Genomic DNA, 24,382 nt, shown 5'->3' on the forward strand with positions numbered 1-24,382 from the left:
ACGCTTCCACGGCGCGCCTGCGCGCCCGGCGGGGCGCGCAGGCGGTTGTCAGGCGGCGTTCAGCTCGCCCTTGAGCAGTTTCTTCTGGGCTTGCATGGCCTGGCCCATCTCTTCCAGCGCCTGGTTACCCAGCAGCTTGCGGGCAGTCGGGAACAGCTCGCTTTCCTCTTCCTCGATATGGTGCTCCAGCAGCTCCTTCATGACCTTGACCCGGCCGGCGAACTCGAGGGTGCCGGTGTCGGTCTGCAGCAGGTCCGGCAGCACCAGGGAATCGACGGCACGGTGCTCTTCCTTGGCCTCGTAGTACATCTTCGCCTCTTCCTTGCCGCCGGCCTGCTTGATCGCCGGGTAGAGGATTTCCTCTTCGAGGGCGGTATGGATGGTCACCTCCTGCTTGATGCGTTCGAGCAGCTCGGTGCGTTTTTTCACTGCACGCTCGGTAGTGGAGGACAGCTCCTCCAGCAGCTTCTTCACCAACTCATGGTCCTGGACCAACAGATCGATTGCGTTCATGAATCACCTCTTCGGGCTCGGAAAAATCACGGTTGCCTTCGATGGAGTGAAGCGCTGGGCGCAAGGTTCAAAGCGGTTGATAAACGCACCGGTCGGCCGCGGCACGCGCGGGTGATGACCAGCAAGTCAGAATAAATGAATCTTTTTGCCGAGCGCGGGCTCAATTAGCCTGAATCGATGGAGGAGAGTCCAATGGCAGGACCGCAGTTGTTTGTAATTGAGTACGAGCTTCACGGGGAATTTCGCACGTTCATCATCCGCCAGGAACGCATGGACAATGCCGAGGCCTGGCACTGGGCAAGTTGCGATGCCGGCGTGGGGATCATCCCCAGGTTTGGCCAGCACAAGATCAAGAAGGTCAGCCGGCCGATGGCCGAGCGTTACGGGCTGGCCAATGTGCGCTGGCGCGCGTCGGGCCAGGGGCCTGAGTTCGTCGCGCCGCCCATCGACGTGAAGAAGTTCTCGAGTGGGTCTTCCGGGGAAGCGTGAAGCGCTTTGCCGGCTGTGACGTGGGAAATCAGGGCCGCACCAGCGGCCCTTGATCGAAGGGGAAAGTTCGTGGAGATTCTGCCGTTACTCAATAGCTTGTTGCTGGCGCGTGGCCCCGGTGGCCAGGAAGATGAGGTCCGGGTTGTAGCGCAGCGGGCGCTGGCCGCTTGCTGCGAGGAGGTGCACGGCGATGGTGCCGGCAACCTGATCGGCGTCATTCGCGCAGCGGCCCCTGCCGACCCTGCTGCGGCGATACGGGTGATGGCCCATCTTGATGAAATTGCCATGATCGTCAAGAAAGTCCGCCCGGATGGCAACCTCGAAGTGCTGGCGCTTGGTGGCGCGCAGCCGATCAGTTTTGGCGTATGCCCGGTCGACATCATGGCTGACCATCAGCTGCTCCGGGGTGTGCTGTCCTATGGTTCGATGCACAACAGCGGGCAGTCCGGCAGCGGGAAGGATGTGTTGTCCGGCGCCGTGCAGTGGAAGGATGTGTATGTCGTTACCCGCATGACCCCCCAGGCACTCGAGCAGGCCGGTGTGCGTCCGGGCACGCGGGTGGTACTGAGCCAGCATTGGCGCCAGCCGTACCAGGTCGAGGACTGCATTGCCGCGCATTTTCTCGATGACCGCGCACCGCTGGCGGCGGTGATTCATTGCGCGCACCTGCTGCAACAGCGGCGCAGCGAACTGCGCCAGGATGTCTGGTTCGTGCTGACCAGCCATGAAGAAGAGTCCAACGCTGGTGCCATGTACGCTGCCGCCAGGCTGCCAGGCGACACGACCATTGCGGTGGAGGTGGGGCCGGTGCTGGATGAATACGGCACTCGCCTGTCAGCCGACCCGATCATCAATACCGGCGACCAGAAGGGCTATTACAGCCGCAGCGTGGTGCAGGCGCTGATGGCCGCCACCCGCCGGGCAGGCTACACACCGCAGCCAGCGTTGCTGGTGGATTTCGCTTCCGATGCCAGCGCAGTGCTCAGCACCGGGACCGATGCTCGCGCCGGATGCATCGCCATCCCCACCGAGAACACCCACGGTTTCGAGATGGTGCTGCTGGAGGGGATCAGCGCCTGTGCCGCCAGCCTGCTGGAGTATGTGCTGCAACCGCACGCGGTGCTCACTCCTGGGGAATGATCGAGATCTTGCCGTTGCGTTCGACGATGGCGAACTTGATCTGCTCGACGCGCTCGAGGCCTTGGCTGTCACGGGCCGATTCGAGGATGTCGTCTTCGGTCAGGCGTGCCCGCCGCATGCGCTGATGGAGGAAGCGTCCCTGTTCCACCACCAGCGTGGCGTGGCCGTCGAGCAGGCGTGCCAGGCGCCTGGAATTGAGCTTGGCCAGTGACAGGCCGACATCCAGCACGATCAGCGTGGCAATCACCAGCATGGCATTGATGAAGGAGAAATCCTCCCCCAGCAATGCCTGTTGGGTGGCCTCGCCGATAATCAGCAGCAAGACGAAGTCGAAGGTGGTCAGGTCGGCCAACGAGCGCCTGCCGGCCACCCGAAACAGCAGCATCAGGGCGATGTACATGGCTGTGGCGCGCAGGATCGAGTCCATGTCGTCGAACTCCTAGGGGTAGAGGAAGGTGGCGAACTGCACGGTGCTGTCCTGCCCGGCCCTGACCACACCTTCGAGCCTGCCGACATGTTCGCTGCGCAAGGTCAGGTACAGGGTGGCCATGCCGTCGTGGCTGGTGCCGAGCTGCAACAGCAGCGACTGGCCATGGGAACGCGACACCTGCGGCTGCGGCTGCATCGTTTCGATGCTGGCTTCGCGCAGCAGGCTGCCGCCGAGCACCACTTGCACCGGTTCACCCGGTGTACCGCGCACGGTGATGCGCAGGTTGTCGGTGGTGCCGCTGCGGCTGAGCCGCTGATAGTCGACCTGCACGCGGCCGTCATCACTGGCCACCTGGGCGTCACTGAGCGGGCCGTTGCCAAACAGGCCGGCCAGGGCCAGCAGCACGATCACTAGCAGCACGTACCAGCCCACCCGTTCGAAGCGCCACACACGCTGCTGCATGCGCATGTCTTCCTCGACCGGGTGATGCCTTGAACGCAGCTCGTCGTCGCTCATGCGTGTAGCCCTCAGGCGCGTTCGCCGCGCAACCAGCGCTGGTGGTAATGGGCCAGTTGCGACAAGCCGTACAGGGCGCCCTGGCGCATGACATCTGCCCGCTCGCCAAAGAAGCGCTGTGTACGCGTGAACACGGCCAGCGGTTCGCCGATGAAGGCCCAGGCGAAACACAGGGTGCCAGGCGCGATGGCATCCTGCGGCTCTGGCCCGGCAACACCGGTGCAGGCAATGGCGACCGTGGCATCGCTGTCTTTCAGGGCGCCCAGGGCCATCTCCCAGGCCACTGCTTCGCTGGTCAGGCCGTAGCGTTCGATGGTCTGCGGGTTGACGCCGAGCAGGCGTTTCTTGGCGCTGGGCGCGTACACCACGTAGCCGCTCTCCAGTACCTCGCCGGTGCCGGGGACTGCCGCCAGCAGCGCCACCATGGCGCCCGCCGTGCAGGATTCGGCAGTGGTCAGCACCAGCTTGTGGGTTTTCAGGTAATCGATGGCCTCGAGTACGGGGTCGGTCGCCATGGCAGGTCACTCATGCGTTGTTTTGTGGTGGACGTGTTTCTTGCGCGGTTGGTTCAGTGCAGGTGAGCCGCCCATCAATGCCGGGCAAAGCCCGCTGAACTTTGCCCGGCCTGGTGGCTTCCTCTTAGTACGAGGGTGGTGGTGCGCAGCAGTGCACTGCTGCCGGTCCAACCAGAGGAGAGGCAATCATGACCGAGCCTGTGACGTATTTCTGGATCGCGGTGGCGGCGATCATTCTGCTGGTCGATTTGTGGGCCATTGTCAGTGTGTTCCGCAGCGACAAGCGCGATGCAACCAAGGCCATGTGGGCGCTGCTGTTGCTGGCCTTGCCGGTGGTCGGCCTGGCCATCTGGGGTGTGCTCGGGCCACGCGGCATCAAGCGCGGCAGCGGGCCGTCTTCACCTGAACACAGCAAGGGCTAGACGGCGGGGCAGTACGGTCGTTGTGGGAGGCGCTGCATGGCAGCGACTTCGCCGCTTGGCGTGGGTGAAGCCGCTCCCACACGTGCTGTGCCGGATCAATCCTGTGCAGTCCACCTCACTTTCATTTTCCAGGAGCCCACGTGCCACGCATCATCACTCCCGCTACCCCTGAACACGAAATCGACGAACACAACGCCCGCATGTTCGGCTCGCCAAAGGAGCGGCTGGATTTCTACCGCCATGAAATCCAGTACGAAACCAGCATCCTGGCCAATCGCACCGATGCCTACCTGACGGCACAGTCGTTTCTGGTCATTGCCTTCGTATCGTCGATGGGCAACCTGAACCAGAGCTGGGGCGAGATGTTCACCCTGATCGTGCCGCCGTTCCTCGCCTTGCTCGGGGTGCTCAGCACACTCAATGCCTGGCCTGGCATTCGAGCCGCCTACAAGATCATCGAGCACTGGCAGTTGAAGCAGAGCCACCTGCTGCGCAGCGAGCCGTTGATGGGCCTGGCCTATGATGAGTCACCGCTGTTCAGCGAGGCCGAAACCTCCCAGGCGGGGCACCGCAAGTCGTTGTTGTTCTCGCTGCGTACGCCCTGGATCTTTCTGCTTTTCTGGATCGTCCTGGGCGGTTATGCGGTGTTCATCCAGCTGGCATGAGCCGCCAGCGCCTCGCGGCGAAGGGGGCCTGACGAGCCCCCTGTGCGGGCTCACCGTCGTGCGCGACGCAGTGCTGCCAGGCAACAGCCACCCAACAGCAGCATGGCCGCAACCGCCAGCACACCAGGTTTGCCGTGCCGCTTGCGACGCTCGTCTGGTGGCCTGGGCAGGGCTTCCCCGGGAGCCCAGGCATCGATGGGCGTCAGCGCGAGCCGCGTGCCGTCGACCAAGGTCAGGGTCAGGTCCTTGATATCACCGGCCGCACGCCCTGGGAACACCGGTTCGCCGGTGGCATCGAGCGCGTCGTAGATGAACCGTTGCCCTTCGAGCCAGCCGACTGCGGTCAGCAGCTCGGGCCCCAGGTAGTATTTGCCGTCGAGGAAGAAGCCGGGAAACTGATGCGCCCGCTCCAGGCTTTCCACACTGTACCGCTCGCCCGGCCGCATGCCGGTTGCCGGATCGATCATGGCTGGCTCCCCGCGAATGCGTGGTCCGGCCCCAAGGTGCCGGCAGCAGCGCCCGGCACGAGGATGACCTTGCGGCAGTCGTCCTGCTTCTGGTCGAACATCCGGTAGCCCATGGCCGCTTCTTCCAGGGCCAGGCGGTGGGTGACGATCAGCTCAGGCGACAGGCGCCCGGCCTCGATATGTTCGAGCAGCTCGGGTAGAAACTTCTGCACATGGGTCTGGCCCATCTTGAAGGTCAGGCCCTTGTCGAAGGCATCGCCAAACATGAAGGCGTGGATGAAACCGGCGTACACCCCCGGTACGCTGACCACACCGCCACGGCGCACGGCGGCGATGCTCTGGCGCAGCGCCTTGCCACTGCTGCCCTCGATCTTCAGCGTGGTCAGCAGCGTTTCGGTGGTGCTGCCCTTGGCCTCGAAGCCGACCGCATCGATGACTGCATCCACGCCGCGCATGCCTGGGGTCAGACGGATGATGCTGTCGGCCGGGTCGTCATCCTGCTCGAAGTTGATCGGTACCACGCCGTAGGCATCGCGGGCGAATGCCAGGCGGTAGTCGTTGTCATCGACCATGAAGATCGTCTGCGCGCCAAGCATGCGTGCGCAGGCCGCGCTCAGCAGGCCGACCGGGCCGGCACCATAGATGGCCACGGTCGAACCCTGGCCGACCTGGGCATTGGTCACGGCCTGCCAGGCGGTGGGCAGGATGTCCGAGAGGAACAGCACCTTGTCGTCGGGCAGGGCGGTGGGCACCTTGAACGGGCCGACGTTGGCCTTGGGCACCCGCACGAAATCGGCCTGGCCACCGGGTACGCCGCCGTACAGGTGGCTGTAGCCGAACAGCGCCGCACCTGGCGGGATGCTCTTCTTGTTGAGGATCGCGCCACGCCCGGTGTTGGTGGTTTCGCAAGCGGCGAACTGTTCGAGCTGGCAGAAGAAGCAGCTGCCACAGGCAATCACGAAGGGGATCACCACACGGTCGCCAACCTGCAGGTTGGTGACGCCGCGGCCGGTCTCCTCGACGATGCCCATGAACTCGTGGCCGAAGATATCGCCGGGCTCGGTCTGCGGAATCTTGCCGTGGTACAGGTGCAGGTCGGAGCCGCAGATAGCGGTGGCGGTGACCCGCAGGATGATGTCGTCCTCGTCCTGGATGGCCGGGTCAGGGACATTGTCGACCCGGACGTCCTGGGCCCCGTGGTATGTCAATGCTCTCATGGGTTCAGCTCCTGCAGTGGCGGATGGTGTTGATGCTGCTCTATGCAGGGGAAGCCAGGGGGAGAGGGAAAGTTCAGGTGGAATCATTCAGTGGCGAGCCAGGCGCTTCGGTGAACGCGATCGAGTGAACCTTGTTCCGTCGTCAGGGCTCGACTGACAAACAATGGAGGGCGGCCAACATGAATGCGCTTACCGGGCAGATCAGCATCGAGCAGCGCCGGCTCGAGGCCATCAACCGCTGGTTCTGCCTGTTCGATGATCTTGAGCGACGGCGCGAGTGCCCCAGCAGCCATCACGAGGAACTGCTCCGTCAGGTCGACGAGATGGACCGCCTCGGCCTGGTGTCCTGGGAGCAATGGCGCGACCTGCGACGGTTGGCCGACCGCGCGTTCCTCAAGGCCATTGCCGGCGCTGATTACCATGGTTGATGAAACCCTTGCACCAGATGCACGCCCCGCGGGTTGTCGGTGCGCGGTTCATTGGCCCGCTGGGTAAATGTCACAGATCATCACGACTGAACTCGGCGAGCCGTGGTTACGTCCCTCGAATGGATGCCTGCAGAAATCCGGCATTTTTCCAACAATCCGCTTCGAGGACGTAATGATGGAAAAGACCGACCAAAGCTCGACCTCTCCGCCCAACCGCAACCCGGACCACGTACATGCCATTGGTGAAGAAGCCGGGGCCTTGCTGGGCGAGGCCAGGCAGAAAGGTGGTGAGCAGCTGGAGCATTACCGCGACAGTGCGGCCGACCAGCTCGACTCCCTCCAGGAAGGCGCACGTTCGGCCGCAGCGGCCCTGGAAGGCAATGACAGCCTCGGCCTGTCGCGGTACCTGACCCAGGCGGCGGAGTGCATGGGCGAGTTTGCCGAGCAGGTGCGCCACGAAAGCGCCGAAAGCCTGTTGCAACGCGGCACGCAACTGGCGCGCAGCAATCCGGCCTTGTTCCTGGCCGGCAGCGTGGCCGTCGGCTTTGCCATTTCGCGCTTCATGCGCGCCAGCGAAACCCATGCGGGCACACCCTCCGATACGGCCGCGCATGGCTTCACCGTGCCACAGGCCACGCAGCCAATGGTGCCTGATCGGGGCAGTGACGTATCCACCCGTGAACCCTATACCCCGGTCGACCCGATCGGGCCCGGTGCCGGCACGCCGGTCAGTGGCAGCCCATTCGAACGCGATCCGCTCAAAGGAGGCGAATGATGAACAAAGATCCTTTGCACACTACCCCAGGGCTGCACACTGCGGCTGATGACCCGGTCGGCGTCGGTGGCCTGCTGCGTCAGCTGATGCGCGAAGTACCGGAGCTGTTCACCAAGGAGCTGGCCCTGGCCAAGGCTGAACTGCAGCACAACCTGGCCACCCTGAAAGCCGGCACTGCAGCCGTGGCGGCTGGGGCAATCGTGGTCCTGGCGGGGTTCATCATGCTGTTGCTGGCGGCAGTCTACGCCTTGGCCCTGGTGGTTCAGCCCTGGCTGGCGGCGCTGATCGTGGGCGCGGTCACGGTGGTGATCGGCTTCATCATGCTGCAGTCGGGCAAGAAACAGTTCGAGCCTGGCCACCTGGCCCCTGACCGTACCCTGCATGCCATGCAACAGGACAAGGACACGCTGACGAGGAAACTGCCATGACTACTTCCTTCGAACATGAGGCGCACAAGGACCCGGAGCAGCTCGAACAGGAAATCAATGCCAAGCGCGAGCATATCAGTGACCTGGTGGATGCTTTGGAACAGCGGCTGAGCCCGGGCCAGATGGTCGACCGGGTACTGGCTTATGCCAAGGGCAACGGCGGTGAGTTCTTCACCAACCTGGGCACCACCCTCAAGAACAACCCAGTGCCTGCCACCTTGACCGTGCTGGGCCTGGCGTGGCTCGGGCTCAACCAGAACCGCCCGTTCAATCCGGGGCCGGCGCACCACGGGCCGGGGCTGGGCGACAAGCTCGGCGAGGCGGTGGATAGCGTGAAGGGCGCCTTCGCTTCGGCAGGCGAGGCGATGCACGATGCCAGCCAGAAAGTGCGCATGAAGGCGCATGACATGCGTGACCGGGCCAGTGACCTGGGCAGCGGTGCGCGGGATTCGATGGGTGCCTCTGCCGATACCTTGCGCAGCTCCGCGCACAAGGTCGGCGATCAGGCAACGGCACTCAAGGGCTCGTTCGACCACCTGCTGCAAGAACAGCCGCTGGTGTTGGCTGCGCTGGGCATTGCCCTGGGTGCTGCGTTAGGAGCGGCGCTACCGAGTACCCGCCAGGAAGACCAGCTCATGGGCGCCAGCAGCGACCGCCTGACCGACACGCTCAAGGCCAAAGGCAGCGAGGTGAAGGCGTCGGTTGCGCAGTCGCTTGAGCAGGGGGCCGACAAACCGCCGGCCCGCCCGGGGCGGGGCGCTGACGGCTCCGACCTGTCATCAGGGTTGGGCTTCAACCCCTGACCTGCGGCACCTTGCGCACCAGCCCCTTCGGCATGCGCTGAAGGGGCCGCTGCCGGGCGTCAGGCGGCAGGCCTGACGATCGGCGGTTTGACCTTTTCCAGCTGGTCGCCAATGACCGCGAGCAACTGGTCAAGCGCCCAGGGCTTGGGCAGAAACACCGCACCCGTCGGTAGCGTGGTGCTTGCCGCCTCGTGGTAACCACTCATGACAATGATCCGGGTCGCCGGTTGGCGCTCATGGATCTCCTGCGCAAGCGCCAGCCCGTTCAACGGGCCGGGCGTTCTGACGTCGGTCAGCAGCAGCGAAAATGTCTGCCGTAGCGAGAGCCGCCGGCCCTCTTCGGCGGTACCCACCGGGAAGACCGAGGCGCCGAGGTCTTCCAGGGCGCAGGTCAGTAGTTCACGCAGGATCGGCTCGTCCTCCACCAGCAGGATGGTTGGGTGAACAGCGGATGACTCGTAGGTGTTCATGGCAATACTCAAACATCGCGCACGGGTGGAAAGAAGGGACGTCCGGGTCAGCTTGCGAAGATCAATGCAGGCGGTGGCAGTGCGCTATCATGCGACAGCATCTGATTGCCAAAAATTCCTTTTTGCTGACAGGTTTTGTGCAGTCATGCACACCGGGCAGCACCACGCGTTGGCATTGCCCGGGGTAACCGGCCAGGTCAGGCGCCGGGTTCCTGACCCAGGCGCTTGAGCAGGGCCCGGGCCACCGCCTCGGATGACGCGGGATTCTGGCCAGTGATCAAATGGCCGTCCTCGACCACATGGCTGGCCCAGTCGGCAGCCTTGGAGTATTCACCACCGTTGGCCTTGAGCATGTCTTCCACCAGGAACGGCACCACCGTGCTCAGCCCCACCGCCTGTTCTTCGCTGTTGGCGAAGCCGGTCACTCGCTTGCCCTTGACCACCGGGTGCCCGTCCGGTGCCTTTACCTCCTTCAGCACGCCCGGTGCATGACACACCGCGGCAATCGGCTTGTTAGCGGCATAGAACGCTTCGAGCAAGGTCCGTGAATCTGCGTCCTCCGCCAGGTCCCATAATGGCCCGTGCCCGCCGGGGTAGAACACCGCATCGAAGTGGTAGGGGTCGATTTCCCCGAGCGGTACGGTGTCGGCCAGGGCCATTTGCCCTTCGGTGTCGTGGGCGAAACGCCGGGTCGCCTCGGTCTGCGCGTCGGGCTCGTCGCTTTTCGGGTCCAGTGGCGGCTGGCCGCCCTTGGGCGAGGCGAGCGTGACATCGGCACCGGCGTCGATGAACACGTAGTAGGGCGCGGCGAATTCCTCCAGCCAGAAGCCGGTTTTCTTGCCGGTGTCGCCCAGTTGGTCGTGAGAGGTCAGGACCATCAGGATGTTCTTCATGCAAGCATGTCCTCCGAGGGTGAATGGGCAGTGCGCGGCTCGCCCTGCATTACTCTGGGAGGGTTACGCACAGCAAAGCGTTCCATGACGTTGCAGGAACCGCAGCATCGGTGGCGTTGCCGAATGTAGCGTGAGCGTCTACCGGGGGTTGCAATGTCACGTCTTCCGATCATCGGGGTCACCGCCTGTTCCTACACGGTCGGCCCGCATGCGGTGCAGCTGAACGACGACAAGAATGCGCGAGCGGTGGCCTGCGCGGCCCAAGGGCTGCCCTTGATCCTGCCGATGTTCCCCGAACTGCTCGACCGTGCCGAGATCATCGCGGCCCTGGATGGGCTGTTGTTCACCGGCTCGCCTTCGAACATCGAACCGCACCACTACGATGGGCCGCCCAGCCCGCCAGGCACCCAGCACGATGCCGCCCGCGACCACCTCGCGCTGCCTTTGTGGCGGGCAGCGGTTGCGGCGGGTTTGCCGGTGCTGGGCATTTGCCGGGGTTTTCAGGAAATGAACGTGGCCTTCGGCGGCACCCTGGTGCAACAGTTGCATCAGCCCGGTGCCAAACATGAGCCGCCCAGCAATGAACCGGTCGAAGACCAGTACGCACCGGCCCACCTGTTGGCGGTCCGGCCGGGGGGCGTGCTGCAACGGCTGGGGTTTCCGGAGCAGATCGAAGTGAATTCGGTGCATGGCCAAGGTATCGAGCGGGTCGGCCAGGGCCTGCGTATCGAAGCCGTGGCCGAGGATGGGCTGGTCGAGGCGCTTTCCGTGGAAGGCAGCCGGGCGTTTGCCCTGGGCGTGCAATGGCACCCGGAATGGCAGGTGCTGTTCTACCCGCAGTACCTGGCGATTTTCCAGGCCTTCGGCGCCGCCTGCCGGGCGCGCGCGGCACAGCGGCCAAGGTGAGGCGGGTAAAACTGAACATTGCCGCGCGCGCCCGCTCCAATGGCAGGTGACCTGGAGGATTCATCATGCAGCCAGAAACCGAAGGGCTTGAAGAGCAAGGGCCGGGCAAGGTCCCGTTCATCAACGACCCGCTCAAGCCTACGTCGCCCCCATTGAACGATGCGGATGCCACGGACGCAGCCGAAACCGAGCAGGATATCCAGGACGACGGTGAGCCGCTTTGAACAGGAGCAGTGCGATGGACACTTATCATGTCAGCCCGGCAGGTGATGGCTGGGAACTCAAAAAAACCGGCGCCGACAAGGCCTCCAGGCGCAGTGCGACAAAAGCCGAGTTGCTGGGCCTGCTACCTGAGCTTTTTGCCGGGCAGACCGCCTCGGTGAAAATTCACAAGGCCGACGGCAGCATCGAAGAAGAACGCACCTACCCGCGCGCCGCCGACCCGAGGCGCTCCACGGGCTGACCCGGCCACGGCTCACAGGTGATCGGCACGACACGGTCACCTGTGCTGGCCCGAGCGCAAAGCCATGAACGAGAAGGTGAGGGTGCCCGCCAGTTGCGCCCCGTCGGCCACACCCCGCCAGAGCGCAGCATGGCTGGCAGTGGCCACGGTGATGGTGCTTGCCTCCGGGGTTGCACCCTTGGATCGGGCAGACTGGCTGGTGGAAAACGTCTTGCCGGCAGCGTTGCTGCTGACCCTGGCGCTGACCTGTCGGCGCTGGCGGTTTTCGCCAGCGGCCTATCTGGCCATCGTCGTGCTACTGGCGATTCACGAACTGGGTGCGCATTTCACCTATGCCAAGGTGCCCTACGATGCTTGGCTGCAAGCGTTCACCGGCCATGCGCTGAATACCGCCATGGGCTGGCAGCGCAATCAGTTCGATCGCCTGGTGCATCTGAGCTACGGCCTGCTGTTCGTCTGGCCGATCAAGGAACTGCTGCAACGAAAGGCGGGCTTGAATGGTGCCTGGCTGGCATTGGGCACAGTGTCGCTGGTGCTGGCGACGTCGGCCCTGTACGAGCTGTTCGAATGGGTGGGCGGCCAGTACCTGGGCGAAGACCGGGCACAAGCGTTCCTGGCCACCCAGAAAGACCCATGGGACGCGCAGAAGGACATGGCGCTGGCGTTGTTCGGCGCTGTCGTGTGTTTGTTGCTCCAGCGATTGGCAGCATTCAAACGGCCAAGGCCGGCGGCCTAGGCGTGCAGGAGCGAACAGGGTGTTTATTCGCGATTATTTCTCATTTACACTTGGCGCCTCTCTTCGCAGCCTAGCGCTCTTGCAGGATGTATCGTGTCATTCGAGCCCGCCAAACCGACGCTGTTGTCTACCTTGGTCCGTCACTACGACGAGCTGGTGGACCACATTCGCCGACGCTTCGGCGACCGAGGCATGGCCCGCGACGTTGTGCATGACGTGTGCGTGCAGTTGCTCGAACGCGACGAAAAAGACCACGTTCGGGCGCCACTGGCGTTGCTGCGCAAGATTTCCAACGACACCGCCATCAGCCGCTATCGTAGCGATCGTCGCCGCGGCGCCTGGGTGCAGGCGTTTGCCGAACTGCCGGAGGTGGTCTGCCCGGCACCGACGCCGGCAGGCAGGTATGATGCCGAGCGCGAGTTACAGCTGCTGGTCAACGCTATCGCCAGCCTCCCACCGCGCTGCCAGGCCGTTTTCATCATGCACAAGATCCACCAGATGCCCCAGGCCGAGGTCGCCGCACACCTCGGTATCTCCATCAAGACCGTGCAAAAGCACCTGCGCCTCGGGGTGGCGGCGTGCAAGGAGCGGCTTGGCCGTGACGGGGTGTGTGCATGACCCGCATAGCGGAACAGTTGCCACTGGACGAGGCGCTGGGGCGACATCGTGATCAGCTGCGGCAATTGTTCCCCGTTCCGCCGCCCAGGCCTGCACGAGGGAAAGCGGCAAAGCCGGCGGGTATTGCGCTGGTGCTTGCATTCGCCGTGGCAGCCCTGGCCTGGCTGAACCCGGTGTACAGGACCGAGCGGTTTGCTACCGCCATTGGTGAGCGACGCGCCGTGCTGCTGGGCGACGGCAGCAAGCTGCTGCTCGACAGCGGCTCCCGTGTCGATGTCAGCTGGCGCTTGCGCAGCCGCGAAGCCAGCATGCACGGGCAGGTCCTGTTCGATGTGTCCCCGGCGGTGTACCGGCCGTTCGTGGTGTCAGCGGGGCTGACCAAAGTCGAGGTGCTAGGCACGCTGTTCAATGTGCGCCGCCTGGATGACGACCAGGTGCGGGTGACACTGGCGCGCGGGCGGGTGCAAGTCGCCGCTGCGGGGCAAACGCCTGTCAGGCTCACGCCAGGGCAGCAAGTTGATGCGATTGGCGGGCGACTGCTGCCGGTGACGCAAGCTGACGCCACCAAGGCGATGGCCTGGAAGCAGGGGAGCATCGTGTTCGAGCAGACGCCGCTGGCTGAAGCAGTGGCATTGCTGCGCCACTATCGCAAGGCAGCCATTCGCCTGGACGACCCGAGCCTGGCCGCGCTCAAGCTGAGCGGGGTGTTCGACGCGCACGATGTCGACCGGCTGCTGGCGCTGCTACCCAGCATCCTGCCGGTTTCCGTGCAGCAGCAAGGCGATGGCAGCGTGCAGATCCGGCGCAAGGCAGGAGCAAAATAATTCTCAGGCGCAGGTAGGGTTGCTCGATACCCGTGGCGGCTACACAAGAAAGCCTACCCACAAAGGATCTCGAGAAGTGCATTTTCCGCTCTGCAATCGTCAACTGCGCCGGTCACTGCTGGCCAGTAGCATGCTCCTGGCAATGTCGGCCGAAGCCCGTGAAAGGGTCAACCTGGACCTGCCTGCTGCCCCGCTGGGTGAGGCCATCAACGCCCTGGCGCAGCAGTCTTCGGTACAGATCCTGTTCGCCAGTGATCTCGCTGCAGGCCGCCAGACCCCAGCGGTGAAGGGGCGCTTCAGCGCCGACGAAGCACTTCAGGCGCTGCTCAAGGGCAGCGGCCTGCAAGTCGAGGCCAGGGATGAACGCACCTTTGTCATCGTCCCGCAGGGTTCACCCACAGCCATGCCGACAACCCAGGTTGCACCGGTGGAAATGGCGCAGATGGAAATCACCGCTTCGCGTACCAGCAGCAGCCTGGTTTCCGCCACGCGGCAGTCCACCGTCATCGAGCATGAGCAATTGCAGGAGCTACGGCAGGGCTCGGAGAGCCTGGCCACGGTACTGGCCAAGGCGGTGCCGGGGATGTCCGATTCCAGCCGCACCGTCACCGAGTATGGGCAGACCCTGCGCGGGCGCAGCCTGCTGGTCATGGTCGACGGCGTGCCGCTCAACACCAACCGCGACTCGTCGCGCAACCTGGCCAACATCGACCCGGCACTGATCGAACGGGTCGAAGTCATCCGTGGCAGCAGCGCCATCTATGGCAGCGGCGCCACGGGAGGCATCATCTCCATCACCACCCGGCCTGCCGGTGGTGAAACGCGGGCTGAAACCAGCCTCAGCGCTACCTCGCCGTTGACCCGCCTGGGCAGCGATGGCCTGGGTGGGCAGTTCCAGCAGTACCTTGCAGGCTCGCAGGGCGCGGTGGACTATGCCTTCGATTTCGGTACCCGCCATATCGGTGCTTCATACGACGCACACGGCGACCGCATCGCCCCGGAGCCCAGCCAGGGCGACCTGTTCGACTCGAATATCTACAACGTTGGCGGCAAGCTGGGGCTGCACCTCGACGAGGACCAGCGTATCCAGCTCGCGGCCAGCCACTACGAGGCACGCCAGGACAGCGACTATGCCACCGACCCCAGCGTCGCCAGGTACCCGGCCGGTTCCCTGCCGGCCAACGCGATCAAGGGCCTGGACCTGGACGAGCAGAACCATATCCGCAACACCTTGCTGAACCTGGAGTACGAGCACCTCGACATCCTCGGCAGCAAGCTTTCTGCCCAGCTGTACTACCGCGACTACTTCACCCGCTTCACGCCGTTCGATGCCCGCGCCGTCGCTACCCGTGGCGGCAATGTCGACCAGATCATGCAGAACAGTGAAGTGTTCGGCAGCCGCCTGACCTTGCGCACACCGCTCGGCGACAGCGGTAGCACCGAGCTGGTATGGGGCGGCGACTACAACCAGGAACGCAGCGACATGCCGATCGATGTGTTCGACCCGGCGGCTTACGATGCCAGCGGCGGCCTGGTCTTCGACAAGATCGGCAAGCTGACCTACATGCCACCGCTCAAGACCCGCAGCGCCGGTGCGTTCGCCCAGCTGCAGCATCGCTTCGACGAGCATTGGTCGGTGGACGGCGGCTTGCGCTACGAGTACTCCACCGCCGAGTTCGATGATTTCGTACCGTTGTCCGAATCCAGGGCGGCTTCGCCCGTGGCGGTGGAGGGCGGCAAGATCCATTACGATGCGCTGCTGTCGAACCTCGGCATCGTCTACTCGCCGGTGCTCGGCCAGGAGCTCTACGCTTCTTTCAGCCAGGGCTTCCAGCTGCCTGACGTGGGCATCCAGCTGCGCAATGCACGGCGCGGCTTCGACCTTGGCGCCTCGAACCTGGAGCCGGTCAAGACCAACAACTATGAGCTCGGCTGGCGCGGTGAGCTGGGTGGCAACACGCTCGGCACGTTGGCGCTGTTCTACACCACCTCCAAGCTGGGCGACGTGCAGAGCTTCAACAATGGCCTGATTCTCACCCGCACCAAAGAGCGCATCTATGGGGTCGAAGCCAGCGCCGACTGGCTGTCGGACGATGCGGTGTGGGGGGCCGGCGGCAGTGCGAGCTGGATGCGCGGGCGCGAGAAGCCGGACGGCAAAGGCTGGCAGGACATGACCGGCTACCGGGTGCCGCCGCTGAAGCTGACTGCCTATGTGCAGTACAAGCCGACCCTGGACTGGAGCAACCGCCTGCAAGCCACGTTCTTCGATGGCAAGGACTACAGGCTCGATGGCCTGGACAGCTTTGGCCGACATGAGGTGAGCAGCTATACGACCGTCGACCTGATCAGCCAGTACCAGGTCTCTGCTGACGACAAGGTCAGCGTCGGCATCCAGAACCTGTTCAACCGGGACTACTACCCGCTCTACAGCCAGTTGTTGCGCAACAACAACAATACCAGCCACTTGCCAGCCCCAGGCGCGGTGGTGACCGCCAGCTATACGCACAATTGGTAATCCGCAGCGCTGGCCCAGGCGGGTGGAGACCGATGGTAGTCGCCTTGTATAGAAATTCGGCTATACCTGTACAATAATTTTATTTTGTATAGTATTTGAGTCGAAGCGATGGCGACGTCAACCGCAGCGCGTTGGGCCTGGCTGGCCCTGTTGCTCCTGCTCGCCGGGCCGGTGGCCGCCGACTGGCGCTCGGCAGTCCCTGCTGCCCAGCTGTCCGGCAGCGGTGATTTCACCTGGTTTGGAGTGCGCCTGTACAGCGCCCGGCTTTGGTCCAGCGGGCCTGTACAGGGTGGCCAGCAGCCGTTCGCGCTGGAACTGCGCTACCACGTCGAATTGTCCCGCGACACCTTGGTGCAGGCCAGCCTCAAGGAAATGCGCAGGCTTGGCGCTGCCCCGCAGCAACTGGATGCCTGGCGTGGCTGGCTGGAGGCGGCGTTTGTCGATGTTCGCCCAGGCCAGCGTATCACTGGCGTGTACCTGCCAGGCCTCGGCTGTCGCTTCTACGTGGATGACAGGTTGCACCACGAAATCGGCGACACCGCCTTCGCCAAGGCTTTTTTCGCCATCTGGCTGGGCGAGGGTGCCAGGGACCAGCAATTGCGCGCCCGCCTATTGGGCCGTTAACCATGGGGGTGAACATGTACAAGGTGCTGCTGATGACCGCCTGCCTGCTGCTGGCCAGCTGCGGCAATGTCGACGTGGATCACTACGCCCGGGAAACGCCAGCCCTCGACCTGGCGGCCTTCTTCTCGCGGCCGGTACATGCCTGGGGCATGTTCCAGAAGCGTTCCGGCGAAGTGGTGAAACGCTTTCATGTGCGCATCGACAGCCGACGCGACGGTGAGCGGCTGATCCTCGACGAGCACTTCACCTACAGCGATGGTACCCGACAACAGCGCACCTGGACCTTGGTGCCGGACGGCCGCGGCCAGTGGCGGGGCACGGCGGGCGACGTGATCGGTGAGGCTCGCGGGCAGGTGGCGGGCAACGCGTTGCGCTGGCGCTACCGCCTGGACCTGCCGGTAGACGGCAGGCACTGGGAAGTGGAGCTGGACGACTGGATGTACCTGATGGATGAAGACACGCTGATCAACCGCTCCAGCATGAGCAAGCTGGGCGTGGAGGTTGGCCAGGTTACCTTGTTCTTTCGCCGCATGCCGGAGGCCACACCATGAACCTGCAACGCCTTACCGAGCTGGCTGCCGCCGGCGCCGTCAACGAACTCGAGCTGCTGTCCCTGGAGGGCGGTTTCTATGTGCTGCGGGCCCTGACCGGCGCCGGCCCGGTGACCTTGAGCGATGAGCACGGGCAGGCCACGCGCCTGCGCTCGACAACCGAGGTGCGCCAGTTGCTCGCCGGTTGGCCGGCGGTGCCCTGCATGCTGGTGCAGCAAGTGGTGCATGACGAAATGTGCGGCCAGCGCGACGGCCCCATTGCGCCGCTGCGGGTGCCTGTGTCGCTGAGTACGCAATGGTAGCGCGGCCATCACGCCTGGGCCTGGTGCTGGGTGACCAGCTATCGTTCGACCTGGCCAGCCTGGCGGCGCTGGACCCGGCCCGCGATACGCTGCTGATGGCCGAGGTGCAAGACGAGGCTACCTACGTGCCGCACCACCCGCAGAAGATCGTGCTGATCTTCAGTGCCATGCGCCACTTTGCCCAAGCCCTGCGCGAGCGGGGCTGGCGGGTGCAGTACGTCGAGCTGGAGACACCCGGCAATAGCGGCTCTATCGTCGGCGAACTGCGCCGCTGGCAGCAGGCGCTGGGCTGCGCCGAGATCCACCTGACCGAATGTGGCGAATGGCGGCTGGAACAGGCCCTGCGCGAGGCCGGGCTGCCGCTCGTATGGCACCCGGACACGCGCTTCCTGTGCTCGCGGGGGGCTTTCGCGCGCTGGGCGCAGGGGCGCAGGCAGCTGCGCATGGAGCATTTTTACCGCGGCATGCGCAAACGCTGCGGGCTGTTGCTGGCAGCCGATGGCGGCCCTGCCGGCGGTGCCTGGAACTTCGACAGCGACAACCGCAAGGCCCTGCCACGTGGGCTACGCGGGCCGTTTGCGCTGCAGTTTGCCGTGGATGACATCACGGCGGCGGTGATCAGCCTGGTAAGCCGGCGCTTCACTGACCACTACGGTGCGCTCGAAGGCTTTTCCTACCCCGTCACCCATGCCCAGGCCGAACAGCTGTGGCAGCACTTCCTGGACTTTGGCCTGGCAGCGTTCGGTGACTATCAGGACGCCATGGCCGAAGACCAACCGTACCTGTTTCATGCGCGGATCAGCGCCGCCCTGAACATCGGCCTGCTCGACGTGCGCCGCCTGTGCCAGGACGTCGAGCACGCCTGGCGTGACGGCCGAGTGCCGCTGAATGCCGCCGAAGGGTTCATCCGCCAGCTGATCGGCTGGCGCGAATACGTCCACGGAATCTACTGGCTGCGCATGCCCGAATATGCCGCGCTCAACCATCTGGGCAACCAGCGTGCGCTGCCGGCGTTCTACTGGACCGGGCGCACGCGCATGCGCTGCATGCAGCAAGCCATCGGCCAGACGCTGCGCCTGGGATATGCCCACCATATCCAGCGGCTGATGGTAACCGGCAACTTCGCCTTGCTCGCCGGGGTGTTGCCGGCGGCCATCTGCGAATGGTACCTGGCGGTGTACCTGGATGCGTTCGACTGGGTGGAACTGCCCAATACCCTCGGCATGGTCATGCACGCCGACGGTGGTTTTCTCGGCTCCAAACCGTACTGTGCCAGTGGCCGCTATATCCAGCGCATGTCCGATCACTGCAAGGCTTGCGCCTACAACGTCAAGCAGGTGACGGAAGCGCAGGCGTGCCCGTTCAATGCGCTGTACTGGCACTTCCTGATCCGCCATCGCCAGCAGTTGGCCGGCAACCCGCGGCTGCACCTGGTGTACCGCAGCCTGGACAGTATGCCGGCGGCGCGACGGGCAGCGGTGTGGGCGCGTGGCGAGCAGTTGCTGGCGCAGCTCGATGCAGGGGCGTCGCTGTGAAGAAACAGCACCTGCCAAGCAAGCTCTGCGTGGTGTGCAACCGGCCATTCAGCTGGCGCAAGCGCTGGGCGCGTTGCTGGGAACAGGTGCTCTACTGTTCGCAGCGCTGCCGGCGTTCAGCGCCACGTGGCAAGGCGCAATAGCAAGGGCAGGGCCAGCGCCCAGACTGCCGCCAGCAGCGTGGCGGTCGCCAGCGTACCCAACGGCAGCTCGACCTGGGCCAGCCTGGCCCCGGCCACATAGGCCAGCGGCCCACCTGCCGCGCCGAACAGGGCGGCAAGCCAGGTGTGCCGGGCCAGCCAAGCCAGGCTGTGGCGCAGGCCGCAGCACAGCACGCTCCAGAGCAGGGCCAGCCACAGTGGCAGCGGCCAACTGTCGAAGCGAAACACCCCGAGCATGCCCAGCAGGCTGTCGAGTACACAGCCGGCGAGGGCGCAGCGCAGCACCGCCTGCACCTCGCCCTGACGGTCCCGGCAGCAGCCGAAATGCCAGGCCAGGCCGATGGGCACCAGGCCAAGCAACCAGGGCCGATGGGCCCCATACACACATAGCCACCAGCCGGCCTGCAGCCATACGGCGTTGGCCAGCAGCCCGCGCCTGGTCATGCTCACTGCTCGGGCAGCGGGGCGCGCAAGGCTTTGGGCGCGGCCAGCAACAGTTGCGCCACGCCGATCGCACGCTCCTCGAAACCGCCCTGGCAATAACACAGGTAGAACGCCCAGAGGCGCTGGAACGCGTCGTCATAGCCCAAGGCGGTCAGCGCGCTGCGCGCCTGGCGCAGGTTGTCGTGCCAATGCCGCAGTGTGCGCGCGTAGTCAAGGCCGAAATCCTGCAGGTGCACCAGGTTCAGCGGCGTGTGCCGGGTGGCGTTGTGCAGCAGCACGGTCAACGAGGGCAAGGCCCCGCCGGGGAAGATATAGCGCTGGATGAAGTCCACCGAGCGGCGGGCCTGGTGGTAGCGTTGATCGCGGATGGTGATGGCCTGCAGCAGCATCAGGCCGTCCGGCTTGAGCAGCCGGGCACATTGGTTGAAGTAGTCGGGCAGGTAGCGGTGGCCGACGGCCTCGATCATTTCGATCGACACCAGTTTGTCGAACGTGCCGCGCAGGTCGCGGTAGTCCTCGCGTAGCACGGTCACACGCTGCGCCAGGCCCAGCGCCTCCACGCGCTGGCGGGTATACGCATATTGGGCTTCCGACAGCGTCGTGGTGGTCACCCGGCAGCCATGCCGGGTGGCGGCGTGAATGGCCAGGCTGCCCCAGCCACAACCGATCTCGATCAAGTGATCGCCGGGGTGCAGGCGGAGTTTCTGGCAGATGTGCTCCAGCTTGTTCAACTGGGCCTGCTCGAGGCTTTGCCCCTCATGCTCGAACATCGCTGCCGAGTACATCATGGTCGGGTCGAGCAGCTGTTCGAACAGGGCGTTGCCCAGGTCGTAATGCGCCAGGATATTGCGCTTGGCCCCGCGTCGGCTGTTGCGGTTGAGCCAATGCAGCAGCCGCAGCGCCGGCCGCCCCAAGCGGGCAAGCCCGCTTTCCATGGCGTCGAGCACTTCGAGGTTGGCCACGAACAGGCGCGTCACGGCGGCCAGGTCAGGGCTGCGCCAGTAGCCGTGGATGTATGCCTCGCCGGCACCGATCGAGCCGTTGCAGGCAATCAGGCGCCAGGCTCTGTCGTCGACAATTTCCAGTTCGGCCTGCAAGGCGCTGTCGGCGCTGCCGAAACACCATTGCTGGCCAGCGTGGCTCACTCGCAGGTAGCCGTGGCGCAGCTTGCCGAGCTGAGCGAGCACCAGGCCGCCCAGCCACGGGACCGGTCTGGCGGACTTGCTAACGCTCACGCTGGGATTGTGCATGCTCAGGATCCTCACAGGGTTGGCCGACGGCCAGGTTGCCCTGGCTGGCAGCGTGGTCATGGACAGGGGTACGTTTGAACAGCAGGCGCAATGCCTGCCAGTAGATGGCCGACAAGGTCCGCAGGCTCATCCACGGGAATGCCAGGATGTGGCGGTGCAACGACCGGCTATCGAGTGGCTGGCGGCGTAGCGCCAGGTCGGCTTCGAACACCTTGCGCCCGGCGTGCCAGTTTTCCATGTGCAGGCGCACCTGTTCGGCATCCAGGTGGAAGCGCAGGCGGTAGTCCATGGCCAGCGGCAGGAACGGTGACACATGGAAGGCCTTGGCCATGCGGTAGGGCCGGTCGAGGCCAGCCTGCACCGGCAGTACGTAATGGAAGCGTTCGTGCCAGGGCGTGTTGCGTACCTCCAGCAGGATGGCCACCAGGTGTCCCTCGGCGTCGTGGCAGAAGTAGAAGCTCACCGGGTTGAACGACAACCCCCAGCAGCGCAGCTGGGTCAGCAGGCGAACCGGGCCGCTGGGCGCCTGCCCGGTAGCCAGGCCGACCAAATGGCGGGCGGCATCGGCCAGGCTCAGCCCCTGGCGGGTCAGGCCTGGCAGGTAATCGGTCTCGCGCCAGCACAGCGGTGCCAGGCGCCAGCGCCCGAGCCAGGGCGATAGCTCCGGCAGCCTGGTGGTGTCGTCGAGGTCGAGGTCGAACATGCCGATGCGGTAGCGAAACGCATGCGCGCGTGGCAGCAGCCGGCGATGACTGACCCAGCCGTGGCAAAGCTTGCTGTTCACAGTGTTTCTCCGAACCGCTCGGCGACTTTCAAGGCGCTTGCCACGCCGTCTTCATGGAAGCCGTTGCCCCAGTAGGCGCCACAGTAGTAGCTGTGCATATGGCCCTGCAGCTCGGCGTGGCGTGCTTGTGCTGCAGTCGCCGCCAGGCTGTATTGCGGGTGGGCATACTGGAAGCGGGCAAGGATCTGCATGGGGTCTATCAGCGCGGTCTGGTTGAGGCTGACGCAGAAGGTTGCCGGCGCCTGCAGGCCTTGCAGGATGTTCATGTTGTAGGTCAGCGCCGCCGGCGCCTGGGCGGGCCCGCCCAGGCGATAGTTCCAACTGGCCCAGGCGGCCTTGATGGGCGGCAACAGGCGAGTATCGGTATGCAGCACCACGTCGTTGCTGGCATAGCGGATAGCCGCGAGCACCTTGCGCTCGAGGATGCTCGGCGCTTCCAGCAAGGCCAGCGCCTGGTCGCTGTGGCAGGCGAACACGACACTGTCGAAGCGCTCGGTGCCGGCAGCACTGTGCAGGGTCACCCCGCCGTCGTCGCGTACCACCCGGTAGACCTTGCACGCCAGGCGTAGCTGGTCGGCGAAGGGTTTGCACAGTGGTTCCACGTAACTGCGCGAGCCCCCCTGGATGACCCGCCACTGCGGGCGCTGGTTGACCGACAGCAAACCGTGGTTGCGGCAGAAGCGCACGAAAAACGCCAGCGGAAAGGCGAGCATGTCGGTGCGCGACATCGACCAGATCGCCGCGCCCATGGGGATGATGTAGTGCTCGATGAAGCGCTCGCCGTAGCCCCCGGCATGCAGGTACTCACCGAGGGTGGCGTGGGCCTGCTGGCGCTGGCCGTCGAGGTCGGCCAAGGCTTCGCGGTTGAAGCGCAGGATATCCCTGAGCATGCCCCAGAAGCCCACCGACAGCAGGTTGCGCCGTTGCGCGAACAAGGTGTTCAGGCTGTGCCCGTTGTAGGCCAGGCCGCTCGCCGGGTCGTGCACCGAGAAGCTCATTTCGGTCGGCTGCGAGGCGACCCCGAGGCGGTCGAGCAGGCGGATGAAGTGCGGGTAGGTCCAGTCGTTGAAGACGATGAAACCGGTGTCGATGGCATAGCTGCTACCGCCACAGCTGACATCGACCGTGTGGGTATGCCCGCCAATCCAGTTGTCGGCCTCGAACACCGTGACCTGATGCCGGCGTGACAGCAGGTAGGCGCAGGTCAGGCCGGAAATGCCGCTGCCAATGATCGCGATACGCATAGGCTTCACCCTTCCTGCCTGCGGGCCAGGCGCAGGCCGATGGCCAGGCGCAGGCGCGCCGGCAAACTGCCGAGCAACCGCAGCAGCAGGATGAAGGCGCGCGGGAAACTGATTTCCAATGGCCGCTGCGGCAGGCGGCTGACGATGAAGCGTGCCGCGCGGGCGGCTGTCCACATTTGCGGCATCGGGAAATCGTTGCGCCGGGTCAGTGGTGTATCGACGAACCCCGGGCTGACCAGGGTGACGTCGATGCCTTCATCGAGCAGGTCGATACGCAGTGATTCCACCAGGTAGCGCAAGGCTGCCTTGGAGGCACCGTAGGCGCCGGCCCGTGGCAGGGCCAGCCAGGTCACCGAGCTGCCTACCACCACCAGATGGGGGTGGCTGCCGGCGCGCAGCAAGGGCAGGGCGGCCGCCAGGCAATGGCTGGTAGCCAGCAGGTTGGTGCGCAGCACCCGTTCGATCAGGGCCGGGTCGAAGTGCCCCGGCTCCAGGTACTCGCAGGTACCGGCATTGAGGATGGCAATGTCAAGGCCGCCCCAGGCCTGGTTGATCCGGGTGGCGATCTGCTCGACCTGGCGCGGGTCATCGAGATCGCCGACGGCCAGCAGTACCTGTTCGGGGAAACGTTGCGCCAAGGGCGCCAGGCGCTCGGCATGGCGCCCGCCCACGGCGACCTGGTGGCCTTGTTCGAGCAGTTGCTCGGCAAGCGCGGCGCCGATACCGCTACTTGCGCCGGTCAACCAGCACCGGCTCATGCCAGCCGCCCTTTCAACCAGCGAACTGCGCCGCCGAGGAGCGGAACGTGTTCATACAGCAGCGCGCCGGCGTCGAAGTAGTCCTGGTGGCTGAACACCCGTTCGCGCCATTGCAAAAAGCTGCAACCTTGCAGGCTGACGGGCTCGCCGCCTTTCAGCCGCGGGTGGCAGAAGCGCAAGCGCCAACGCAGGTAGCCCTGGCCTGGCTGCACCTCGTCGTAGCCGGCGAAGCTGTAGCTGATATCGTGCGCATTGGCATACAACTGGCCGAAATAGGCGCGTAACGCATCGAGCCCCTCGATATGGTGCAGGGGATCGCGGAAGGTGACCGAATCGTCATATAACTCGCCGAGGAGGTGCAGGTTGTCGCGCTGAAGGCAGGCGAAACGCTCGGCGAACCGCTGAAGGTAGACGGACATGTGCAGCTCCAGTTAAAGCTATACAAATCACCTGATTTGTACAGGTATGACTGAAGCCTATGGCTAAAATTGTACAA

General features: G+C 64.7%; 33 protein-coding genes and 1 pseudogene. 20 read left to right on the top strand and 14 right to left on the bottom strand.

What is annotated here, in order from left to right; translation table 11 throughout:
• Positions 1–48: 48 nt before the first annotated feature.
• Positions 49–513, bottom strand: coding sequence for a hemerythrin domain-containing protein (locus tag ACJA3S_RS11315; protein WP_170029573.1), 465 nt, complete (start codon positions 511–513; stop codon positions 49–51).
• A 192-nt stretch (positions 514–705) separates the two neighbouring features.
• On the opposite strand from ACJA3S_RS11315, the gene ACJA3S_RS11320 reads away from it, so the two are divergent.
• Together ACJA3S_RS11320 and ACJA3S_RS11325 are read left to right on the top strand one after the other, a co-directional pair.
• The gene (locus ACJA3S_RS11320) at positions 706–1,002 is read left to right on the top strand and encodes a DUF6555 family protein (RefSeq protein WP_170029574.1); all 297 of its coding nucleotides are present in this window, start codon (positions 706–708) and stop codon (positions 1,000–1,002) included.
• A 69-nt stretch (positions 1,003–1,071) separates the two neighbouring features.
• Positions 1,072–2,142, top strand: a complete 1,071-nt coding sequence (locus tag ACJA3S_RS11325; RefSeq protein WP_406821894.1) for a M28 family peptidase — start codon at positions 1,072–1,074, stop codon at positions 2,140–2,142.
• Here ACJA3S_RS11325 and ACJA3S_RS11330 read toward each other — a convergent pair.
• The 3 genes from ACJA3S_RS11330 to ACJA3S_RS11340 are packed head-to-tail and all read right to left on the bottom strand — an operon-like array spanning position 2,126 to position 3,603.
• Entirely contained in the window at positions 2,126–2,569 is a 444-nt protein-coding gene (locus ACJA3S_RS11330) for a DUF421 domain-containing protein (protein WP_170029576.1), read from the bottom strand. The genes ACJA3S_RS11325 and ACJA3S_RS11330 overlap by 17 nt on opposite strands.
• Before the next feature lie 12 nt (positions 2,570–2,581).
• Positions 2,582–3,088: a hypothetical protein gene (locus ACJA3S_RS11335; protein ID WP_406821895.1), complete on the bottom strand. Its 507-nt coding sequence runs from the start codon at positions 3,086–3,088 to the stop codon at positions 2,582–2,584.
• An 11-nt stretch (positions 3,089–3,099) separates the two neighbouring features.
• Complete coding sequence (locus ACJA3S_RS11340; protein ID WP_406821896.1) at positions 3,100–3,603, bottom strand: CinA family protein; 504 nt, start codon at positions 3,601–3,603, stop codon at positions 3,100–3,102.
• Positions 3,604–3,791: 188 nt separating this feature from the next.
• Between ACJA3S_RS11340 and ACJA3S_RS11345 the strand changes: the two genes are divergently transcribed.
• Together ACJA3S_RS11345 and ACJA3S_RS11350 are read left to right on the top strand one after the other, a co-directional pair.
• Positions 3,792–4,025 (top strand): PLDc N-terminal domain-containing protein, encoded by a 234-nt coding sequence (locus ACJA3S_RS11345; protein ID WP_406821897.1) that lies wholly within the window; start codon positions 3,792–3,794, stop codon positions 4,023–4,025.
• 140 nt (positions 4,026–4,165) lie between these two features.
• Positions 4,166–4,690: a hypothetical protein gene (locus tag ACJA3S_RS11350; protein ID WP_406821898.1), complete on the top strand. Its 525-nt coding sequence runs from the start codon at positions 4,166–4,168 to the stop codon at positions 4,688–4,690.
• A 182-nt stretch (positions 4,691–4,872) separates the two neighbouring features.
• Here the strand turns inward: ACJA3S_RS11350 and ACJA3S_RS11355 are convergent.
• Both ACJA3S_RS11355 and ACJA3S_RS11360 read right to left on the bottom strand, forming a co-directional pair.
• Positions 4,873–5,157 (bottom strand): annotated as a pseudogene (locus ACJA3S_RS11355) (short chain dehydrogenase); the annotation flags it as partial.
• The gene (locus tag ACJA3S_RS11360; protein ID WP_406821899.1) at positions 5,154–6,374 is read right to left on the bottom strand and encodes a zinc-dependent alcohol dehydrogenase; all 1,221 of its coding nucleotides are present in this window, start codon (positions 6,372–6,374) and stop codon (positions 5,154–5,156) included. The gene ACJA3S_RS11360 and the pseudogene ACJA3S_RS11355, both read right to left, overlap by 4 nt.
• Before the next feature lie 179 nt (positions 6,375–6,553).
• On the opposite strand from ACJA3S_RS11360, the gene ACJA3S_RS11365 reads away from it, so the two are divergent.
• The 4 genes from ACJA3S_RS11365 (at position 6,554) to ACJA3S_RS11380 (ending at position 8,808) form a co-directional block, all read left to right on the top strand.
• Positions 6,554–6,802: a hypothetical protein gene (locus tag ACJA3S_RS11365; RefSeq protein ID WP_406821900.1), complete on the top strand. Its 249-nt coding sequence runs from the start codon at positions 6,554–6,556 to the stop codon at positions 6,800–6,802.
• 175 nt (positions 6,803–6,977) lie between these two features.
• Positions 6,978–7,577 carry a hypothetical protein gene (locus ACJA3S_RS11370; protein WP_406821901.1) on the top strand — a complete coding sequence of 200 codons (600 nt, stop codon included), beginning with the start codon at positions 6,978–6,980 and terminating at the stop codon, positions 7,575–7,577.
• The gene (locus ACJA3S_RS11375) at positions 7,577–8,005 is read left to right on the top strand and encodes a phage holin family protein (RefSeq protein WP_406821902.1); all 429 of its coding nucleotides are present in this window, start codon (positions 7,577–7,579) and stop codon (positions 8,003–8,005) included. The genes ACJA3S_RS11370 and ACJA3S_RS11375 overlap by 1 nt, the downstream gene beginning before the upstream one ends.
• Positions 8,002–8,808, top strand: a complete 807-nt coding sequence (locus tag ACJA3S_RS11380) for a DUF3618 domain-containing protein (protein ID WP_406821903.1) — start codon at positions 8,002–8,004, stop codon at positions 8,806–8,808. The genes ACJA3S_RS11375 and ACJA3S_RS11380 overlap by 4 nt, the downstream gene beginning before the upstream one ends.
• Before the next feature lie 59 nt (positions 8,809–8,867).
• Here ACJA3S_RS11380 and ACJA3S_RS11385 read toward each other — a convergent pair whose 3' ends face one another.
• Together ACJA3S_RS11385 and ACJA3S_RS11390 are read right to left on the bottom strand one after the other, a co-directional pair.
• Positions 8,868–9,278, bottom strand: coding sequence for a response regulator (locus tag ACJA3S_RS11385; protein ID WP_406821904.1), 411 nt, complete (start codon positions 9,276–9,278; stop codon positions 8,868–8,870).
• A gap of 197 nt (positions 9,279–9,475) precedes the next feature.
• Positions 9,476–10,171 (bottom strand): type 1 glutamine amidotransferase domain-containing protein, encoded by a 696-nt coding sequence (locus ACJA3S_RS11390; RefSeq protein ID WP_406821905.1) that lies wholly within the window; start codon positions 10,169–10,171, stop codon positions 9,476–9,478.
• Positions 10,172–10,324: 153 nt separating this feature from the next.
• Between ACJA3S_RS11390 and ACJA3S_RS11395 the strand changes: the two genes are divergently transcribed.
• The 12 genes from ACJA3S_RS11395 (at position 10,325) to ACJA3S_RS11450 (ending at position 19,388) form a co-directional block, all read left to right on the top strand.
• The gene (locus ACJA3S_RS11395) at positions 10,325–11,077 is read left to right on the top strand and encodes a gamma-glutamyl-gamma-aminobutyrate hydrolase family protein (RefSeq protein WP_406821906.1); all 753 of its coding nucleotides are present in this window, start codon (positions 10,325–10,327) and stop codon (positions 11,075–11,077) included.
• Positions 11,078–11,142: 65 nt separating this feature from the next.
• Positions 11,143–11,301: a hypothetical protein gene (locus ACJA3S_RS11400; protein WP_406821907.1), complete on the top strand. Its 159-nt coding sequence runs from the start codon at positions 11,143–11,145 to the stop codon at positions 11,299–11,301.
• Positions 11,302–11,315: 14 nt separating this feature from the next.
• Positions 11,316–11,540 carry a DUF2188 domain-containing protein gene (locus ACJA3S_RS11405; RefSeq protein WP_406821908.1) on the top strand — a complete coding sequence of 75 codons (225 nt, stop codon included), beginning with the start codon at positions 11,316–11,318 and terminating at the stop codon, positions 11,538–11,540.
• A 64-nt stretch (positions 11,541–11,604) separates the two neighbouring features.
• A complete protein-coding gene (locus ACJA3S_RS11410; protein WP_406821909.1) occupies positions 11,605–12,276 on the top strand; it encodes a DUF2238 domain-containing protein in 672 nt (223 codons plus the stop codon).
• A gap of 93 nt (positions 12,277–12,369) precedes the next feature.
• Positions 12,370–12,894, top strand: coding sequence for an RNA polymerase sigma factor (locus tag ACJA3S_RS11415; RefSeq protein ID WP_406821910.1), 525 nt, complete (start codon positions 12,370–12,372; stop codon positions 12,892–12,894).
• The gene (locus tag ACJA3S_RS11420) at positions 12,891–13,718 is read left to right on the top strand and encodes a FecR family protein (protein WP_406821911.1); all 828 of its coding nucleotides are present in this window, start codon (positions 12,891–12,893) and stop codon (positions 13,716–13,718) included. The genes ACJA3S_RS11415 and ACJA3S_RS11420 overlap by 4 nt, the downstream gene beginning before the upstream one ends.
• Positions 13,719–13,794: 76 nt before the next feature.
• Positions 13,795–16,233 carry a TonB-dependent siderophore receptor gene (locus ACJA3S_RS11425; protein ID WP_406821912.1) on the top strand — a complete coding sequence of 813 codons (2,439 nt, stop codon included), beginning with the start codon at positions 13,795–13,797 and terminating at the stop codon, positions 16,231–16,233.
• A 108-nt stretch (positions 16,234–16,341) separates the two neighbouring features.
• Positions 16,342–16,857, top strand: a complete 516-nt coding sequence (locus ACJA3S_RS11430; protein ID WP_406821913.1) for a chalcone isomerase family protein — start codon at positions 16,342–16,344, stop codon at positions 16,855–16,857.
• A 14-nt stretch (positions 16,858–16,871) separates the two neighbouring features.
• Positions 16,872–17,408, top strand: coding sequence for a DUF3833 domain-containing protein (locus ACJA3S_RS11435; RefSeq protein WP_406821914.1), 537 nt, complete (start codon positions 16,872–16,874; stop codon positions 17,406–17,408).
• The gene (locus tag ACJA3S_RS11440) at positions 17,405–17,710 is read left to right on the top strand and encodes a DUF6482 family protein (protein ID WP_170029598.1); all 306 of its coding nucleotides are present in this window, start codon (positions 17,405–17,407) and stop codon (positions 17,708–17,710) included. The genes ACJA3S_RS11435 and ACJA3S_RS11440 overlap by 4 nt, the downstream gene beginning before the upstream one ends.
• Positions 17,704–19,245 carry a cryptochrome/photolyase family protein gene (locus tag ACJA3S_RS11445; RefSeq protein ID WP_406821915.1) on the top strand — a complete coding sequence of 514 codons (1,542 nt, stop codon included), beginning with the start codon at positions 17,704–17,706 and terminating at the stop codon, positions 19,243–19,245. The genes ACJA3S_RS11440 and ACJA3S_RS11445 overlap by 7 nt, the downstream gene beginning before the upstream one ends.
• Positions 19,242–19,388: a DUF2256 domain-containing protein gene (locus ACJA3S_RS11450; protein WP_170029600.1), complete on the top strand. Its 147-nt coding sequence runs from the start codon at positions 19,242–19,244 to the stop codon at positions 19,386–19,388. The genes ACJA3S_RS11445 and ACJA3S_RS11450 overlap by 4 nt, the downstream gene beginning before the upstream one ends.
• On the opposite strand, the gene ACJA3S_RS11455 is transcribed toward ACJA3S_RS11450, so the two are convergent.
• Genes ACJA3S_RS11455 through ACJA3S_RS11480 form a run of 6 tightly spaced genes read right to left on the bottom strand, consistent with a single transcriptional unit; the run spans position 19,362 to position 24,305 of the window.
• Positions 19,362–19,850: a DUF2878 domain-containing protein gene (locus tag ACJA3S_RS11455; protein WP_406821916.1), complete on the bottom strand. Its 489-nt coding sequence runs from the start codon at positions 19,848–19,850 to the stop codon at positions 19,362–19,364. The two genes, ACJA3S_RS11450 and ACJA3S_RS11455, sit on opposite strands and share 27 nt — an antisense overlap.
• A 2-nt stretch (positions 19,851–19,852) precedes the next feature.
• Positions 19,853–21,100 (bottom strand): class I SAM-dependent methyltransferase, encoded by a 1,248-nt coding sequence (locus tag ACJA3S_RS11460; protein WP_406821917.1) that lies wholly within the window; start codon positions 21,098–21,100, stop codon positions 19,853–19,855.
• Positions 21,075–21,884, bottom strand: a complete 810-nt coding sequence (locus ACJA3S_RS11465; RefSeq protein ID WP_406821918.1) for a DUF1365 domain-containing protein — start codon at positions 21,882–21,884, stop codon at positions 21,075–21,077. Before ACJA3S_RS11465 ends, ACJA3S_RS11460 begins: the two co-directional genes overlap by 26 nt.
• On the bottom strand, positions 21,881–23,128 hold the full coding sequence (locus ACJA3S_RS11470; protein ID WP_406821919.1) for an NAD(P)/FAD-dependent oxidoreductase: 1,248 nt from the start codon (positions 23,126–23,128) through the stop codon (positions 21,881–21,883). Before ACJA3S_RS11470 ends, ACJA3S_RS11465 begins: the two co-directional genes overlap by 4 nt.
• 5 nt (positions 23,129–23,133) lie before the next feature.
• Positions 23,134–23,886: an SDR family NAD(P)-dependent oxidoreductase gene (locus ACJA3S_RS11475; protein ID WP_406821920.1), complete on the bottom strand. Its 753-nt coding sequence runs from the start codon at positions 23,884–23,886 to the stop codon at positions 23,134–23,136.
• A complete protein-coding gene (locus tag ACJA3S_RS11480; RefSeq protein ID WP_170029605.1) occupies positions 23,883–24,305 on the bottom strand; it encodes a nuclear transport factor 2 family protein in 423 nt (140 codons plus the stop codon). The genes ACJA3S_RS11475 and ACJA3S_RS11480 overlap by 4 nt, the downstream gene beginning before the upstream one ends.
• Between the last annotated feature and the right edge of the window lie 77 nt (positions 24,306–24,382).

It is taken from the genome of Pseudomonas sp. KnCO4, assembly GCF_045344305.1.
GTDB lineage: Bacteria > Pseudomonadota > Gammaproteobacteria > Pseudomonadales > Pseudomonadaceae > Aquipseudomonas > Aquipseudomonas anuradhapurensis.

Bases quoted from the DNA above. Each gene is read 5' to 3' on its own strand.
- ACJA3S_RS11315 (WP_170029573.1), bottom strand. From the start codon at position 513: ATGAACGCAATCGATCTGTTGGTCCAGGACCATGAGTTGGTGAAGAAG.
- ACJA3S_RS11320 (WP_170029574.1), top strand. From the start codon at position 706: ATGGCAGGACCGCAGTTGTTTGTAATTGAGTACGAGCTTCACGGGGAA.
- ACJA3S_RS11330 (WP_170029576.1), bottom strand. From the start codon at position 2,569: ATGGACTCGATCCTGCGCGCCACAGCCATGTACATCGCCCTGATGCTG.
- ACJA3S_RS11335 (WP_406821895.1), bottom strand. From the start codon at position 3,088: ATGAGCGACGACGAGCTGCGTTCAAGGCATCACCCGGTCGAGGAAGAC.
- ACJA3S_RS11340 (WP_406821896.1), bottom strand. From the start codon at position 3,603: ATGGCGACCGACCCCGTACTCGAGGCCATCGATTACCTGAAAACCCAC.
- ACJA3S_RS11345 (WP_406821897.1), top strand. From the start codon at position 3,792: ATGACCGAGCCTGTGACGTATTTCTGGATCGCGGTGGCGGCGATCATT.
- ACJA3S_RS11360 (WP_406821899.1), bottom strand. From the start codon at position 6,374: ATGAGAGCATTGACATACCACGGGGCCCAGGACGTCCGGGTCGACAAT.
- ACJA3S_RS11365 (WP_406821900.1), top strand. From the start codon at position 6,554: ATGAATGCGCTTACCGGGCAGATCAGCATCGAGCAGCGCCGGCTCGAG.
- ACJA3S_RS11370 (WP_406821901.1), top strand. From the start codon at position 6,978: ATGGAAAAGACCGACCAAAGCTCGACCTCTCCGCCCAACCGCAACCCG.
- ACJA3S_RS11375 (WP_406821902.1), top strand. From the start codon at position 7,577: ATGAACAAAGATCCTTTGCACACTACCCCAGGGCTGCACACTGCGGCT.
- ACJA3S_RS11380 (WP_406821903.1), top strand. From the start codon at position 8,002: ATGACTACTTCCTTCGAACATGAGGCGCACAAGGACCCGGAGCAGCTC.
- ACJA3S_RS11385 (WP_406821904.1), bottom strand. From the start codon at position 9,278: ATGAACACCTACGAGTCATCCGCTGTTCACCCAACCATCCTGCTGGTG.
- ACJA3S_RS11390 (WP_406821905.1), bottom strand. From the start codon at position 10,171: ATGAAGAACATCCTGATGGTCCTGACCTCTCACGACCAACTGGGCGAC.
- ACJA3S_RS11395 (WP_406821906.1), top strand. From the start codon at position 10,325: ATGTCACGTCTTCCGATCATCGGGGTCACCGCCTGTTCCTACACGGTC.
- ACJA3S_RS11400 (WP_406821907.1), top strand. From the start codon at position 11,143: ATGCAGCCAGAAACCGAAGGGCTTGAAGAGCAAGGGCCGGGCAAGGTC.
- ACJA3S_RS11405 (WP_406821908.1), top strand. From the start codon at position 11,316: ATGGACACTTATCATGTCAGCCCGGCAGGTGATGGCTGGGAACTCAAA.
- ACJA3S_RS11410 (WP_406821909.1), top strand. From the start codon at position 11,605: ATGAACGAGAAGGTGAGGGTGCCCGCCAGTTGCGCCCCGTCGGCCACA.
- ACJA3S_RS11420 (WP_406821911.1), top strand. From the start codon at position 12,891: ATGACCCGCATAGCGGAACAGTTGCCACTGGACGAGGCGCTGGGGCGA.
- ACJA3S_RS11430 (WP_406821913.1), top strand. From the start codon at position 16,342: ATGGCGACGTCAACCGCAGCGCGTTGGGCCTGGCTGGCCCTGTTGCTC.
- ACJA3S_RS11435 (WP_406821914.1), top strand. From the start codon at position 16,872: ATGTACAAGGTGCTGCTGATGACCGCCTGCCTGCTGCTGGCCAGCTGC.
- ACJA3S_RS11440 (WP_170029598.1), top strand. From the start codon at position 17,405: ATGAACCTGCAACGCCTTACCGAGCTGGCTGCCGCCGGCGCCGTCAAC.
- ACJA3S_RS11445 (WP_406821915.1), top strand. From the start codon at position 17,704: ATGGTAGCGCGGCCATCACGCCTGGGCCTGGTGCTGGGTGACCAGCTA.
- ACJA3S_RS11455 (WP_406821916.1), bottom strand. From the start codon at position 19,850: ATGACCAGGCGCGGGCTGCTGGCCAACGCCGTATGGCTGCAGGCCGGC.
- ACJA3S_RS11460 (WP_406821917.1), bottom strand. From the start codon at position 21,100: ATGCACAATCCCAGCGTGAGCGTTAGCAAGTCCGCCAGACCGGTCCCG.
- ACJA3S_RS11470 (WP_406821919.1), bottom strand. From the start codon at position 23,128: ATGCGTATCGCGATCATTGGCAGCGGCATTTCCGGCCTGACCTGCGCC.
- ACJA3S_RS11475 (WP_406821920.1), bottom strand. From the start codon at position 23,886: ATGAGCCGGTGCTGGTTGACCGGCGCAAGTAGCGGTATCGGCGCCGCG.
- ACJA3S_RS11480 (WP_170029605.1), bottom strand. From the start codon at position 24,305: ATGTCCGTCTACCTTCAGCGGTTCGCCGAGCGTTTCGCCTGCCTTCAG.